Source organism: Mycobacterium sp. TH-M103 (assembly GCF_057473785.1).
Genome location: NZ_JBYCLG010000352.1, coordinates 1 through 13,145, shown reverse-complemented (window position 1 = coordinate 13,145; position 13,145 = coordinate 1). Strand labels below are relative to the sequence as shown.

At 69.0% G+C, this 13,145-nt stretch carries 14 protein-coding genes and 1 pseudogene; 5 read left to right on the top strand and 10 right to left on the bottom strand.

The features are described from left to right. Positions 1 to 73 precede the first annotated feature (73 nt). On the bottom strand, positions 74 to 823 hold the full coding sequence (gene pyrH / locus AC2VOR_RS19595) for a UMP kinase (RefSeq protein WP_369739514.1): 750 nt from the start codon (positions 821 to 823) through the stop codon (positions 74 to 76). A gap of 309 nt (positions 824 to 1,132) precedes the next feature. On the opposite strand from pyrH, the gene mbp1 reads away from it, so the two are divergent. After that, complete coding sequence (gene mbp1 / locus AC2VOR_RS19590; protein WP_369739515.1) at positions 1,133 to 1,372, top strand: microaggregate-binding protein 1; 240 nt, start codon at positions 1,133 to 1,135, stop codon at positions 1,370 to 1,372. A gap of 257 nt (positions 1,373 to 1,629) precedes the next feature. After that, a complete protein-coding gene (locus AC2VOR_RS19585) occupies positions 1,630 to 2,370 on the top strand; it encodes a winged helix-turn-helix domain-containing protein (RefSeq protein ID WP_369739516.1) in 741 nt (246 codons plus the stop codon). Positions 2,371 to 2,414: 44 nt separating this feature from the next. On the opposite strand, the gene AC2VOR_RS19580 is transcribed toward AC2VOR_RS19585, so the two are convergent. Both AC2VOR_RS19580 and AC2VOR_RS19575 read right to left on the bottom strand, forming a co-directional pair. After that, positions 2,415 to 3,350 (bottom strand): lysophospholipid acyltransferase family protein, encoded by a 936-nt coding sequence (locus AC2VOR_RS19580; protein ID WP_369739517.1) that lies wholly within the window; start codon positions 3,348 to 3,350, stop codon positions 2,415 to 2,417. Positions 3,351 to 3,459: 109 nt separating this feature from the next. After that, a complete protein-coding gene (locus tag AC2VOR_RS19575) occupies positions 3,460 to 3,942 on the bottom strand; it encodes an MPT63 family protein (protein ID WP_369739518.1) in 483 nt (160 codons plus the stop codon). 537 nt (positions 3,943 to 4,479) lie between these two features. Here AC2VOR_RS19575 and AC2VOR_RS19570 point away from each other — a divergent pair. Continuing rightward, positions 4,480 to 4,737, top strand: a complete 258-nt coding sequence (locus tag AC2VOR_RS19570; RefSeq protein WP_369739519.1) for a hypothetical protein — start codon at positions 4,480 to 4,482, stop codon at positions 4,735 to 4,737. Positions 4,738 to 4,825: 88 nt separating this feature from the next. On the opposite strand, the gene AC2VOR_RS19565 is transcribed toward AC2VOR_RS19570, so the two are convergent. After that, positions 4,826 to 5,776: an esterase family protein gene (locus AC2VOR_RS19565; protein ID WP_486964347.1), complete on the bottom strand. Its 951-nt coding sequence runs from the start codon at positions 5,774 to 5,776 to the stop codon at positions 4,826 to 4,828. A 50-nt stretch (positions 5,777 to 5,826) separates the two neighbouring features. Beyond that, complete coding sequence (locus tag AC2VOR_RS19560) at positions 5,827 to 6,255, bottom strand: hypothetical protein (RefSeq protein ID WP_369739521.1); 429 nt, start codon at positions 6,253 to 6,255, stop codon at positions 5,827 to 5,829. 945 nt (positions 6,256 to 7,200) lie between these two features. Between AC2VOR_RS19560 and AC2VOR_RS19555 the strand changes: the two genes are divergently transcribed. Then, on the top strand, positions 7,201 to 7,620 hold the full coding sequence (locus tag AC2VOR_RS19555; protein ID WP_369739524.1) for a MarR family winged helix-turn-helix transcriptional regulator: 420 nt from the start codon (positions 7,201 to 7,203) through the stop codon (positions 7,618 to 7,620). A gap of 173 nt (positions 7,621 to 7,793) precedes the next feature. Here the strand turns inward: AC2VOR_RS19555 and AC2VOR_RS19550 are convergent, their stop codons facing one another. Genes AC2VOR_RS19550 through rpsB form a run of 3 tightly spaced genes read right to left on the bottom strand, consistent with a single transcriptional unit; the run spans position 7,794 to position 10,886 of the window. Next, entirely contained in the window at positions 7,794 to 9,212 is a 1,419-nt protein-coding gene (locus AC2VOR_RS19550; RefSeq protein WP_369739526.1) for an amidase, read from the bottom strand. An 8-nt stretch (positions 9,213 to 9,220) separates the two neighbouring features. Beyond that, on the bottom strand, positions 9,221 to 10,036 hold the full coding sequence (tsf, locus tag AC2VOR_RS19545; protein WP_369739528.1) for a translation elongation factor Ts: 816 nt from the start codon (positions 10,034 to 10,036) through the stop codon (positions 9,221 to 9,223). Positions 10,037 to 10,046: 10 nt separating this feature from the next. Further along, positions 10,047 to 10,886 carry a 30S ribosomal protein S2 gene (gene rpsB, locus AC2VOR_RS19540; protein WP_369739529.1) on the bottom strand — a complete coding sequence of 280 codons (840 nt, stop codon included), beginning with the start codon at positions 10,884 to 10,886 and terminating at the stop codon, positions 10,047 to 10,049. 235 nt (positions 10,887 to 11,121) lie between these two features. Here rpsB and AC2VOR_RS19535 point away from each other — a divergent pair. Further along, positions 11,122 to 11,643 (top strand): annotated as a pseudogene (locus AC2VOR_RS19535) (M23 family metallopeptidase); the annotation flags it as partial. A gap of 32 nt (positions 11,644 to 11,675) precedes the next feature. Here AC2VOR_RS19535 and AC2VOR_RS19530 read toward each other — a convergent pair. Both AC2VOR_RS19530 and AC2VOR_RS19525 read right to left on the bottom strand, forming a co-directional pair. Continuing rightward, on the bottom strand, positions 11,676 to 12,572 hold the full coding sequence (locus AC2VOR_RS19530) for a tyrosine recombinase XerC (RefSeq protein ID WP_369739530.1): 897 nt from the start codon (positions 12,570 to 12,572) through the stop codon (positions 11,676 to 11,678). Between the two features lie 32 nt (positions 12,573 to 12,604). Further along, the coding region (locus AC2VOR_RS19525) for an alpha-hydroxy-acid oxidizing protein (RefSeq protein WP_486964346.1) at positions 12,605 to 13,145 on the bottom strand (541 nt) is incomplete at its 5' end.

Below are 13,145 nucleotides of genomic sequence, written 5' to 3'. Positions count from 1 at the left end.
TCGATCATGTGCGCTGCTCCTCCTCATCGCTGCGCTCTGCATCGTCGCCAGCGTCGATCATCGCGTCTTCCCCTCAGGTGGTGACCAGCGTTCCGATCTTCTCACCAGCGACCGCGCGGGCGATATTGCCATTGGTCAGCAGGTTGAACACCAGGATCGGCATGCCATTGTCCATGCACAGGCTGAATGCGGTGGTGTCGGCCACCCGCAGGCCGCGGTCGATCACCTCGCGGTGGGTGATCACGGTCAGCAGCTCGGCCTCGGGATTCACCCGGGGATCCTCGGTGAACACGCCGTCGACCGCCTTGGCCATCAAGACCACGTCCGCGCCGATCTCCAGCGCCCGCTGCGCCGCGGTGGTGTCGGTGGAGAAGTACGGCAGGCCCATGCCGGCGCCGAAGATCACCACCCGGCCCTTCTCCAGGTGGCGGACGGCCCGCAATGGGAGGTAGGGCTCGGCCACCTGGCCCATGGTGATCGCGGTCTGGACCCTGGTGACTATGCCCTCCTTCTCCAGGAAATCTTGCAGCGCAAGGCTGTTCATCACCGTGCCGAGCATCCCCATGTAGTCCGACCGGGTGCGTTCCATGCCGCGCTGTTGAAGCTGGGCGCCCCGGAAGAAGTTTCCGCCGCCGATCACCACGGCGACTTGCACGCCGGTCCGCACCACTTCGGCGATCTGGCGGGCCACCCGGGCTACCACGTCGGGATCCAAGCCGACCTGTCCGCCGCCGAACATCTCCCCGCCCAGCTTGAGCAGCACCCTCGAATACTTGGCTCGACTCGCCGCTACGCCGTTGGCGCCTTCCGTCGGCTCCGTCATCAGACTCCTCGCATGAGAGCGCCATCCCGGGCGAACTCATCCGGAACGGCCTTGCACATCCTGCCTCATCGCAGCACATACCGGCATCGGCGGGGTGGATTATCGGCACAGGTCACGCGGGCGGGGGTGTGCTGGCCCGCCCGGGACAGGTTTGGCCGCGCGGCGGCGGGGGAATAGGCGAATACGCAGCAGGAAACCACCGGTCTTGAGAAATAGGGCCGCCAGCTGCTGTGTTGCCGAATCGTTCACCGGTCGGCAAGGAGCGTAAACCGCTCGTTTTCAGGCACGCCAATGAGGAGGAGCTGATCCATGGCGGACACCAACAACTCCGGACCCGCGGAAGCCGTGAAGGGCGTCGTCGAGGACGTCAAAGGTAAGGCCAAGGAGGCCGTCGGGGCGGTGACGGGCCAGGATAACCTCACTCGCGAGGGCCAGGCCCAGCAGGATAAGGCCGAAGCGCAACGCAACGCGGCCAAGAAGGAAGCCGAGGCAGAAGCTGCACGCGGCAGCGCCGAGGCAGCCGAAAAGCGCCAGGAATCCCACCAGTAGCTTGACCCAACGATGAGTCCGGCCCGTGCCGACGGGCCGGACTCATCGGCATCTCGGTGGCATTCCGTTGGCATTCCGGTGGCGTTCCGGCGTTCTCGAACCGCGGGCAAATCTTTCCCGGGCGTGTTTCGGCTCGCGCGGCCCGGGACCCGCAAAGCCGGGTGGGTTGGCATAATTTCCCTCGCAAACGGGTAATCCACGCCGCGCTGGCAGGCATCTTCGCGCGAGGCGCCTGGGAGCAGACCCCGGTTTTGGAGATGCCGTTGGACGTTCTACTGGTCACCGACGAGGACGATTTCGAATCGGCGTTGCCGACGCTGAAGTCGTTTGCGGGCCGGTTGCGGCGCTCGTCCCTTACCGGTCACGCCGACGGGCATCCCGGTTCCGCCGACGTCGCGATCATCGACGCGCGCACCGACCCGGCGACGGCCCGAACGGTCTGCCGACGGCTGACAGCCGACGCCCCGGCGATCGCGGTGGTGGCCGTCGTGGCGCCCGCGGATTTCGCGGCGCTCGACGCCGACTGGCATTTCGACGATGTGATCCCCCCCGCCGCGGAGCCCGACGAGCTGCAGGCGCGGCTTCGGCTGGCCATCGCGCGCCGGCGCAGCGTCCTCAACGGCTCGCTGAAGTTCGGCGGCCTGATGCTCCACCCGGCCAGCCGCACGGGGTCGCTGGACGGCGCGGATCTGCATTTGACGCTCACGGAGTTCAAATTGCTGAGTTTCCTGGTGCAGCACGCCGGCCGCGCGTTCAGCCGTACCCGGCTGCTGCACGAGGTGTGGGGATATGACAGCAACGGCCGTGTCCGCACGGTCGACGTGCACGTGCGGCGGCTGCGCGCCAAGCTCGGGGCTGAACACGAATTTATGATCGCCACCGTCCGCGGGGTGGGTTACATGGCGGCGACACCGCCACGGCCGCAATGGATCGTCGGCGAACCACCGCCCGCGCAGGCACCGTCGGGACCGTCCGATCCGGGCCCGGACCACGGTTGACTGGATGCGCAGCGCTCCTGTGGCACAACGGCTTTCGTCACCCGTCAGGCGAATAGCGGCAACGCCCGCTTGCGCGCCAACGCATCTATCCCCCGCTGAATCGCTTCTTGCACCTCGCGATACTTGCCGTCGACGTAGTCGTCGTCCTCCGCGCGCGCGGGGTCGTGATCGAGTTCGACGGCGGGCATGAACCGCGTCCTGATCTTGGCCGGCAGCGGCAGCTGCGGAAGCGCCGCCGGCGCGATCCCCCACGGCAGCGAGACCGCGAGCGGAAAAACCTTGAGCCGCAACAGCCGATCGAGCCGCAGGGCCTTGGACAGCCCGTCACCGCGAATCAGTACCGGCATGGCGTCCGCGCCGCCGACCGTGGCGATGGGCACGATCGGAACGCCGGCCCGGATCGCCATCTTCACGAAGCCTTTCCGCCCCGCGAGGTTGGCACGGTCACGCTCGATCCACGGGCGCAACGAATCCACCTCGCCACCGGGCCACAGCGCTACGTCGCGTCCCTCGGCCAGGGCCGTGGCGATGGCGTCGGGGGCGGCGGGAAGCACGCCCATCGATCGGAAGTAGCTGCCGATGACCGGGATGGCCATGAGCGCGTCGTGCGCCGTGCCGTGCAGCGGGCGGTCCTGGCCGTATCGACGCCACCATTGCAGGCCGACAGTCCACGCGTCCCAGACGAACGGGGCACCGGAATGGATTCCGACCAGCAGCACCGGCGCCCCGGGAATGTTCTCCCATCCGTCGATCTCCATCCGGAACCAGTAGTCGACCAGCAGGTTCCACAGGAATTTCTGGCGCTGCAGGGTGGCCTCGTCCTGGCCGACGAGATCCCACTCGCCGGCGCGCTCGGCGACCCATGCACCGATCCCGCCGCCCTGGTCGTCGCGCACGCTTTTCATCCGCGCGCGCGCCTGTTCGGCGTAATGCTGGGCTTGCTCCTGTAACTCGGTCGGCCTGTGATCCACGTCGCTCATAGGGGTCGGATACCCGCTTCCGGCGCGGCGGAAGCACCGTGGCGAACCGCAGAAACGAACCTCCCCGCGTCGCAGGCGACGCGGGGAGGTCGGCTAGCCGGGGGCGGCGTCAGACGTTGCTCGTCCAGATGAGAACGTCCTGCACGCCGTCGTTGTAGACGACGCCGTTCGGCGGCTGACCGGTCACGTCGAAGTACAGCATCCCGCTCGACTGCTGGCCTTGCGCGATCGGCGCCGGGCTCAGGCCGTTGGGGGTGGGGACGTTGTCGATCACCCGGTAGGTCTGGCCGTCGGCCGACCGGGCGTTGAAGTCCGAGACCAGCGGGGTGACGGTGCCACCGTCAGCCGTGGCGGTGATGTCGGCCTGGTAGAGCTTGCCTTTCGGGGTGTAACCCGGAATGACGGTGTTGGTCGCGTGCAGGTTGTTCACGGTGTAGGCGGTGACCAACGGCCCGTCGACGAGCTTTTCGCTGGTGCCGAAGCCCTGCACGGTCGGCGGCGCCGCCGATGCCGTCGCAGCGGTGAAGACGCTTGCCGCTGCGATCGCACCGGCAGCAACTGCAGTTTTTGCAGTCGTAGTGGTGAACTTCATGTTCATTCCTTTCGTGTCGAAAAGCCGCTCTCTGGCGACAACCGCATACAAGGTCCATAACCTGTCGGCCGAAATCTCAAACATGTCGCTACCGCGCAGGCGTCGCGCTTGGCCGCCCCACCTGCGGCAACACCACGAAAATCGCTTGTGCGGCAACACAATTAAGCCACTCCGGCAACACCTGTACCACGGCCACCGGCGTCGGGGGCCCGGCCAGGCGCCCCAGAGTCATCCGCCGATCAGCGGGGTAGCCACAAGCGAGGAGCCCGCGCCGCCGGAGCGCGCGGGATTGCACGGTTCGCGCGATCGGGCCGACACCCGCGGTGTCCGGGTAGGGTTGGGCGCAGGCTGAATTGAGATAACCGGCGCGATCGACGGCCACTGCCGGCTGAGCCGAGTTCCGCACAGAGCGTTGGAGCAGACGCCACCCGTGAATCCAGGTGATTCCCCTCTCCGAGGGATCACTGCGCACGCGAACGGCACCACCGGATGCCGGCCGGCGACGAACCCGATACCGACCGAGGAGCTTTTTTGACGATGGCGCGCTACACCTATCGTGTCGTGTGGTCTCCCACATATCAGAAGTATTTTGCCCGCTGCCTGGACATTCCGACACTGACCCCGTTGGGCACCACCCAACAGGACGCACTGGAACAGGTCAGCCGACTGGCCGCCGATTCCGACGAAGCGGCGAAAGCTTCTGGTTACGAAGGTGATACGCGCAGGCGGACCGCACCGTCAGTGAACCTGCGGCATGCCCAGCGAGTTGTGCCCCGGTGGCACACGCGCTGCTGACCGGCTCACGGGACGGCCCGCGCAACGGTTCGGGCGGCGGCGCATCGGCGCCGCCCGAACCGTCAGGACTACGTAGGGTCCAAGGCGGCTATCCGGACGCCCCGCCGCCGAGCGTGTGCTGCATGTCGGGCTTCATCGCCGACAGCTGCGCGCCCCAGTAGCCCCAACTGTGCACACCGTTCTGATCGATGTTGAACGTCGCGTTGTGCCCGCCCGCGCTGATGTAGGCGTCCTTGAACGCAACGTTGCTGTCCAGGACCACCTGCTCGATCACGGTGCCCGGGATGCTGCCCTCGCCGATCTCCGACGCCGTCCCGTTGCCGCTGTAGACCCACAGCCGGGTGTCGTTCGCAACCAGCCGGCCGACCTGCACCGTGGGATCGTTGCGCTGCCAGCCGGGTCCGCCATCCGGTCCCCACATGTCGTGCGGGTTGAATCCGCCCTCGTTACCCATGGCCATCCCGATGTACATCGGACCCGAGCCGCTCGAGGGTGTCAGGTAGGCCGACAGGGAGCCGGCATACTTGAACTGGTTGGGGTGGTAGGCCGCCAGGATCAGGGCCGAGGATCCGGACATCGAGATCCCGACGACGGCATCGTCGGTTCTGCTCACGCCCCTGTTCGCCAGGTAGCCGGGCAACTCGCTGGTCAGGAAGGTCTCCCATTTGTAGGTCTGGGGAGGACCGTCGCTGTTGTTGGCCGGACCGTACCAGTCGGTATAGAAGCTGGACCGCCCACCGACCGGCATCACCACCGAGATGCCCGAGCCGGCGTAGTCGTCGAACGCGTTGGTGTTGATGTCCCAGCCGTTGCGGTCGTCCTGCGCGCGCAACCCGTCGAGCAGGTAGACCGCCGGCGCGCCGCCCTTCTGGAATTCGACGGTGATGTCGTGTCCCATCGACGGCGACGGCACCTTGAGGAATTCCGGCGCCGCGGCCCGCGCGGGCGCAGCAACCCCGCTCACGCCGGCCAATCCCGGTATCGCCGCCGCCGCTATCCCGGCGACCGTCAGTCGAAGCATCCAGCGAATCCTGCTCATCCTTGTCTCCATGATCGTTGTCGGTTGGCTCCGCTCTTGCTTCGCCGTCATCACACGGGCCAGGCGAGATCCGCTTCGGCGAGCGAAGCTTCGTCCCCGTCGAGCGCGATGGCCTCCACATCCAGTGCCGACCAGGACTCGTCGATCGACACGTGCACCATCGAGTGCACGCCGTAGCGGCGCACCTCCCGCGCCAGCCAGTCCCGGTGCATTTGCAGATCGACTTCCGACCGGCGTGGCTTGGGATAGGCCAGCCAGCCCCGGCCGCCGGCGAGCACGGCATCGTAGAGGGCGGAGAGCAGGTCCAGATCCCCTCGACCCGCGATGAATCCGATGACCACGTCGGCCCGGTCAGGGGTTGACCCGTCCACTCCCGGAATGACGTGCTCGTACCCGGAGGGCGCGTTGATCAGCGCCACTCGGTCGCCCGCTCCGATCCGCAATCTCTGCCCCAGTTCCGAAAAGTCCGGCCACTTCACGTCATCACCTCTCTGTAGTGAGCTCTGTAGGGAGCCCGATGGTTCGATAGGCCGCGTTGGTCCGTGCGGTGGCCCGCCTGGCGGGCCGACGGCGCCCGCATTGGAAGTACTTGGAGCACGGGAGATTGGAGGGCAGCTTCCGTTTGTCCTGATGCAATATCACGCCCGGCGCGGCCCCGCCCGAACCGCGCCCGGCCACCGGACCGACGCGTGGGCATCGAGTTTTTCTGCGCGACATGCCGTTCCATGGATGCCGAATGAACTTCCAAAGAACACCGGCCCTTTGGTGGTTGATCGCCGATCGTGCGGGTAGCGCCCGGACAGCGGAGGTCAGGTCGACGTGCAGAACGGTCTCGAACTGCTCGGCCATCCGTGCCGGCAAACATCGACTCTGCCGTTCGGCCATCGCCGAGTTCGGTGGCGGACGCGTGGTCCGTAGGCGAACTGTGCTTACAAACAGAGCTTTTGGAAGGATATTTGTCGGCGTCGCGCAACGTCTCGAGCATGTGCCCGTCGCGCAGGCTCCGGGACGCGACGCGACCGCCGAACATGCCGCGGTAGCATTCTTCGGCCGCCGTGACCGGTCGGGCGCTCTGCCGGTCGTGGAACCGTTCGCCGGTCCCGGCCATGCCGTCGCGGCATACCACATCGAGACCGGGGCGCTGCAGATCCGCCAGTTCGTCGTCGGCAACCCGACTCGACTCCTCGCAGGTGTCCTGCGGGGAATCTGGCACAGCGCCCACCACCGGAGTTCCCCCGCACGGCAGCGCTGGGACCACCACGTCGTCACGGTCCCGGTAGCGCTGCAGTCGGCCGAACAGCACCTCACCCACCTCGCGGCGGTCCCGGAACGGTTTCGGCGTCATGAAGGGCCTCTACCCGCAATCGCGGCGCGAAAACGCGAGTCGCGGGTTCGGCACCGAAGGATATGTCAATATCGCTGACATGGTTCAGGCTCACGACGCCCCGCTTGGTTACCTCCTCTACCGGGTGGGTGCCGTTCTACGCCCAGAGGTCTCCGCGGCGCTGGGCCCGCTGGGTCTGACGCTGCCCGAATTCGTCTGCCTGCGCCTCCTTTCGATCTCGCCCGGACTATCCAGCGCCGAGTTGTCCCGCCACACCAACGTCACGCCGCAGGCGATGAACACGGTGCTGCGCAAGCTGCAAGACGTTGGGGCGGTGACACGCCCGTCGACGGTGTCGTCCGGACGCGCGCTGCCGGCCACGCTGACCGGCCAGGGCCGCGTGTTGTTGAAGCGCGCGGAGGCCGCGGTACGAGCGGCAGACGCCCGCATCCTGGCGAAGCTGACCGGAACTCAGCAACGCGAGTTCAAGCGGATGCTCGAAAAGCTCGGGTCGGACTAGCCGGCTGCCCGGTCAGGCGGCCACCGCCCAGGTCGCGGCCACGCCCGCGAACTCCATGCCGACCAGGTGCTGCACCGGTTCGCCGCGGGCGGCTCACGGGCCGGGCATTCGGACCGGCGCGGCAGCCACGGGGATGCCCGGCAAAGCGCGTCGCGGCAAACGGACGGTTGCGGTCAGGCGGTCGGCTCTGCGGCCTGGATGCGGGCCCACGGCCGGGCCTCTTCGAGTTCGTAGGCAAGCTCCAGCAGGAGCGCCTCCTGGCCCATGTCGGCCGACAGCATCATGCCCACCGGCATGCCGTCCGACGACTGGGCCAACGGCAGCGAAAGCGCCGGCTCGCCGGTCACGTTCTGCAGCGGGGTGAACGCGACCCAGTCGATCAGCCGGTCGATGACCTGCCGGTAGTCGACGGGGGCCAGGTGGCCGATGCGGGGCGTCTCGTCGGCCAGCGTCGGCGTGAGTATCGCGTCGTAGGCGCCGAAGAATTCCGCGGTGCGCCTCCGCAGCCGACGCAGGCGCGCGATCGCGAACGGAAGCCGGTGGAGGTTGCGGGCGCTGTGTCGCTCCAGGCCCAGCGTCAGGCTGTCCAGCCGGGTGCGGTCGAACGTGTCGCCGAACGTGCGGCGCCCGATGCGGACCTGCGCCAGCGCCAGGAATCCCCAATACAGCACGAAGTCGTCGACGAAGCTGGCCGGCACCGGCGGCTCGTCGACGTGTTCGACACGGTGACCAAGTTCCTCGAGGAGCCCGGCCGACTTCAGGGTCAGCTCCCGCATCTCGGGGCTGCACTCGCGCATGACCGAGCGGGTCAGCACGGCGATGCGGAGCCGCCGCCTGCCGGGTGCGGTGACGTCCCCCACCGGCGCCAGTTTGCGGTTGCGCCAGATACGCTCGGCCTCCCGGTAGAACGCCGCGGTGTCCCGCACCGAACGGGTCAGCACGCCGTTGGTGACGATGCCCACCGGCATGCGGCGCAGCGTCGGGTCCAGGGGCAACCGCCCGCGCGACGGTTTGAGCCCGATAAGCCCGTTGCAGGCGGCCGGGATGCGGATGGAGCCGCCGCCGTCGTTGCCGTGGGCGATCGGCACCACCCCGGCGGCGACGAAAGCGCCCGATCCCGACGACGAGGCGCCGGCGCTGAACTCGGTGTTCCACGGGTTACGGACCGGCCCCAGCCGGGGGTGTTCGGCCGAGGCGCTGAACCCGAACTCCGACAACTGGGTCTTGCCCACCGAGTTCAGGCCGGTGGCCAGGAACAGCTCGGTGAACTCGCTGTTGCCCGCGGCGTGCCAGGGCGTCCACGCGTCAGTGCCGTGCATCGTCGGCTGGCCGGCGACGTCGATGTTGTCCTTGATGAACGTCGGGACGCCGCCGAAGAAACCTTCGGCGGGCTTCCCCTCTGCGGCGGCCCGGGCCTGCTGGAACGCGGCGTAGGCCAGGCCGTTGAGCACCGGGTCGACGGCCTCGGTGCGGGCGATGGCAGCCTCGACCAACTCGGCCCGGCCGATCCGGCCTTCACGCAGGGCGTCGGCCAGGCCGACCGCGTCGAGGTCGCCGAGGGCGTCGTCACCGAACGCGTGCACGTGGCGCATGCGCGTGCCTAGGCTTGGCCCACCTCGAAGCGAACGAAACGGGTCACCGTAACGCCCGCCTCGTCGAGCAGGGCCTTCACGGTCTTTTTGCTGTCGGACACCGACGGCTGCTCGAGCAGCACCGCGTCCTTGAAGAAGCCGTTGAGCCGGCCCTCGACGATCTTGGGCAGCGCCTGCTCCGGCTTGCCCTCGGCCTTGGCGGTCTCCTCGGCGATGCGGCGCTCGCTGGCCACGACATCCTCGGGCACGTCATCGCGCGATAGGTAGCGCGCCTTGAGCGCGGCGATCTGCAGCGCGACGGCATGCGCGGCGTCCTGGTCCTGACCCTCGAACTCGACCAGCACCCCGACGGCGGGTGGCAGGTCGGCGGCCCGTTTGTGCAGGTAGGTCTCTACGTTGCCATCGAAGTACTGCACCCGGCGCAGTTCGAGCTTCTCGCCGATCTTGGCCGACAGGTCGGCGATGGCCTGCTCGACGGTCTTGTCACCGATTTTGGCGGTCTTGAGACTGTCGACGTCGGTGGCCTTGGCGGCCAGCGCGGCGTCGACGACCTGGTCGGCCAGCGCCTGGAACTCGGCGTTCTTGGCGACGAAGTCGGTCTCGGAGTTGAGCTCGATGAGGGCGCCGCCCTTGGCAGCGACCAGACCCTCGGCCGTGGCACGCTCGGCGCGCTTGCCGACGTCTTTGGCCCCCTTGATCCGCAGCGCTTCGACGGCCTTGTCGAAGTCGCCGTCGCTTTCGGCCAGCGCGTTCTTGCAGTCGAGCATCCCGGCGCCGGTGAGTTCCCGAAGCCGCTTGACGTCGGCAGCGGTGAAGTTCGCCATATCAGCCTTCCTATGAAGGGTCAGTGGTGGGTTCGGCCGTGCCCGCGGCAGCTTCGGCGCCGGCAGTGGCTGTCGTTGTCGCGGCGGCCAGCAGTTCCTGCTCCCACTCGGCGAGCGGCTCGGCGGACTCCGCCTCGGGCTTGCCGTCGCCGCGGCCCACGCCGGCGCGGGCCTGCAGACCCTCGGCGACCGCGGAGGCGATCACCTTGGTCAGCAGCGCGGCCGAGCGGATCGCGTCGTCGTTGCCCGGGATCGGGTAGTCGACCTCGTCGGGGTCGCAGTTGGTGTCCAGGATGGCGATCACCGGGATGCCCAGCTTGCGGGCTTCGCCGACGGCGATGTGCTCCTTGTTGGTGTCGACGACCCAGATCGCCGAGGGCACCTTGGCCATGTCGCGGATACCGCCGAGGCTGCGCTCCAGCTTGTTCTTCTCGCGGGTCAGCATCAGGATTTCCTTCTTGGTGCGACCCTCGAAGCCCCCGCTCTGCTCCATCGCCTCGAGCTCCTTGAGGCGCTGCAGCCGCTTGTGCACCGTGGAGAAGTTGGTCAGCATGCCGCCCAGCCAGCGCTGGTTCACGTACGGCATGCCGACGCGGGTGGCCTCGGCCGCGACGGACTCCTGCGCCTGCTTCTTGGTGCCGACGAACAGCACCGTGCCGCCGTGGGCGACGGTCTCCTTGACGAACTCGTACGCCTTGTCGATGAAGGTGAGCGTCTGCTGCAGGTCGATGATGTAGATGCCGTTGCGGTCGGTGAAGATGAACCGCTTCATCTTGGGGTTCCACCGACGGGTCTGATGCCCGAAGTGGGTGCCGCTGTCCAGCAGCTGTTTCATGGTGACTACGGCCATGGGTGTGCCTTACGTGTGTCGGTTGCCGCCCGGCATCGGGTGAGGCCGGGCCCTGGCATCTGCTGCGTGCCGGACCCGGCGGGGAAACCCGGTCGGGACCGCCCGGCATGCGGTGCGAGTCCTAGTGGAACGGGAGCCGCGATGCAGACGCGCGAAGTCAGCCCGCAAGCGAGCTGCGACCGGAAGTTTACACCGCCTGCGCAGGTGGTTTCTCCACAGCATCTCCCCGCCCTGACTGGTGGTGCCACCGCCGCGGCACTGGACTGGGCCGGTGCGACGGGTCCTGCCGCTCCTGCTGTGCCTGATGGTGGCCGGCGCCGCGCCCGCGACCGCCGGCGACGAGCGGCTGGATTGGCCGCTGCGGCCGCGCCCGGTCGTGACCCGCGGATTCGATGCCCCGGCGCCGGACTGGCGGCCCGGCCACCGGGGCGTCGACCTGGCCGGCGCACCCGGGCAGCCGGTGTACGCCGCAGGCACCGCGACCGTGGTGTTCGCCGGGCCGCTGGCCGGGCGGCCGGTCGTGTCGCTGGCCCATGCGGGCGGACTGCGCACCAGCTACGAGCCCGTCCGGGCGGCGGTGCGGGTCGGTCAGGCGGTGACCACCGGCACGGTGATCGGCTCGTTGCTGGCCGGGCACCCCGGCTGCGGCGCCGCGGCGTGCCTGCACTGGGGTGCGATGTGGGGACCGGCATCGGGCGCCCGCTACGTCGACCCGCTGGGCCTGTTGAGGTCCACCCCGGTGCGGCTCAAGCCGCTGGGCGGCTGAGTTCCTCTCGCGTGCCGTGGGAGCTAGGCCCGCGGGTGGGCCTGGTCGTGCACCGCTCGCAGCCGCGACACCGCGACATGGGTGTAGAGCTGGGTGGTCGCCAGGCTGGAATGCCCCAGCAGTTCCTGCACGACCCGCAGGTCGGCTCCCCCTTCGAGCAGGTGCGTGGCCGCGCTGTGCCGCAGTCCGTGCGGGCCCATGTCGGGCGCGCCGTCGACCGCGGCAACGGTCTGGTGCACGACGGTGCGCGCCTGGCGCACGTCGAGCCGCCGGCCGCGGGCGCCCAGCAGCAGCGCCGGCCCGGACGCCGCGGTCGCCAGAGCGGGGCGACCGTCGGCCAGCCATGCGCGCAGCGCGTCGGCGGCCGGCAGCCCGTAAGGCACGGTGCGCTGCTTGTCGCCCTTGCCCAGGACGCGCACGAGCCGGTGGTGGGTATCCACGTCATCGATGTCCAGGCCGCACAGCTCGCTCACCCGGATCCCGGTCGCATACAGCAACTCGACGATCAGCCGGTCCCGCAACGCCAGCGGATCACCTTGCTGTGCACCAGATTTCGCGGCGTCCATGACGTCGGCGGCCTGGTCCTTGCGCAGCACGGCCGGCAGGGTGCGGTGCGCCTTGGGAACCTCCAGCCGGGCGGCCGGATCCCCGTCGAGCAGGCCGCGACGCGCCGCCCAGGAGGTGAACGCCTTGACCGCCGAGGTGCGCCGAGCCAGCGTGGTGCGGGCCGCGCCCGCGCCGGCCGCCGCGGCCAGCCACGAGCGCAGCACCGGCAGGGTCAGCCCGTCCAGGCCGACCCCGCGCCCGTCGCAGAACGCCAGCAGCGAGCGCACGTCCCCCAGGTAGGCCCGCCGGGTGTGCGCCGACCGGCCGCACCGCAGCGCCAGGTACTCGTCGAACTCCTCGAGGACCGCCTCCACGGCTCCACGGTCGCAGGCGCCGCGGGATCGCCTCAGTCGACGCGCCGCAGCGTAGCCGGGGTGAGATCTTTGCGGGTCGGATATCCGTCCACGGCCATGATCAGGTCCGCCTCGGCCAACATCGCGCGCAGCACGTGCACGATCCCGTCGGCGCCGCCGAGCGCCAGGCCGTAGGCGTAGGGCCGGCCGATACCCACCGCCGTCGCGCCCAGTGCGAGCGCCTTGACGACGTCGGCGCCGCTGCGGACCCCAGAGTCGAACAACACCGGCAGCCCGTCGGCCGCCTCGACCACCTCGGGTAGGGACGCCAGCGCGGGCAGGCCGCCGTTGGCCTGGCGGCCGCCGTGGTTGGAGCAGTAAATGCCGTCGACGCCTCCGTCCTTGGCGCGCCGCGCGTCGTCGGGATGGCAGATGCCCTTCAGGAGCAACGGAAGGTCGGTCAGCGAACGCAGCCAGGCGAGGTCGTCCCAGCTCAGGGCGTTCGCGAACAGCTGCACCCAGCGCAGCACCGCGCCCTGGGGGTCCTCCTCCGGCGGGCGTGCCAGGCCCGCCCGGAAGACGGGGTCGCTGGTG

What these genes read in the sequence shown, in the direction of transcription:
- pyrH (WP_369739514.1), bottom strand. Translation starts at nt 823, where the DNA reads ATGACGGAGCCGACGGAAGGCGCCAACGGCGTAGCGGCGAGTCGAGCC.
- mbp1 (WP_369739515.1), top strand. Translation starts at nt 1,133, where the DNA reads ATGGCGGACACCAACAACTCCGGACCCGCGGAAGCCGTGAAGGGCGTC.
- AC2VOR_RS19585 (WP_369739516.1), top strand. Translation starts at nt 1,630, where the DNA reads ATGCCGTTGGACGTTCTACTGGTCACCGACGAGGACGATTTCGAATCG.
- AC2VOR_RS19580 (WP_369739517.1), bottom strand. Translation starts at nt 3,350, where the DNA reads ATGAGCGACGTGGATCACAGGCCGACCGAGTTACAGGAGCAAGCCCAG.
- AC2VOR_RS19575 (WP_369739518.1), bottom strand. Translation starts at nt 3,942, where the DNA reads ATGAAGTTCACCACTACGACTGCAAAAACTGCAGTTGCTGCCGGTGCG.
- AC2VOR_RS19570 (WP_369739519.1), top strand. Translation starts at nt 4,480, where the DNA reads ATGGCGCGCTACACCTATCGTGTCGTGTGGTCTCCCACATATCAGAAG.
- AC2VOR_RS19565 (WP_486964347.1), bottom strand. Translation starts at nt 5,776, where the DNA reads ATGAGCAGGATTCGCTGGATGCTTCGACTGACGGTCGCCGGGATAGCG.
- AC2VOR_RS19555 (WP_369739524.1), top strand. Translation starts at nt 7,201, where the DNA reads ATGGTTCAGGCTCACGACGCCCCGCTTGGTTACCTCCTCTACCGGGTG.
- AC2VOR_RS19550 (WP_369739526.1), bottom strand. Translation starts at nt 9,212, where the DNA reads ATGCGCCACGTGCACGCGTTCGGTGACGACGCCCTCGGCGACCTCGAC.
- tsf (WP_369739528.1), bottom strand. Translation starts at nt 10,036, where the DNA reads ATGGCGAACTTCACCGCTGCCGACGTCAAGCGGCTTCGGGAACTCACC.
- rpsB (WP_369739529.1), bottom strand. Translation starts at nt 10,886, where the DNA reads ATGGCCGTAGTCACCATGAAACAGCTGCTGGACAGCGGCACCCACTTC.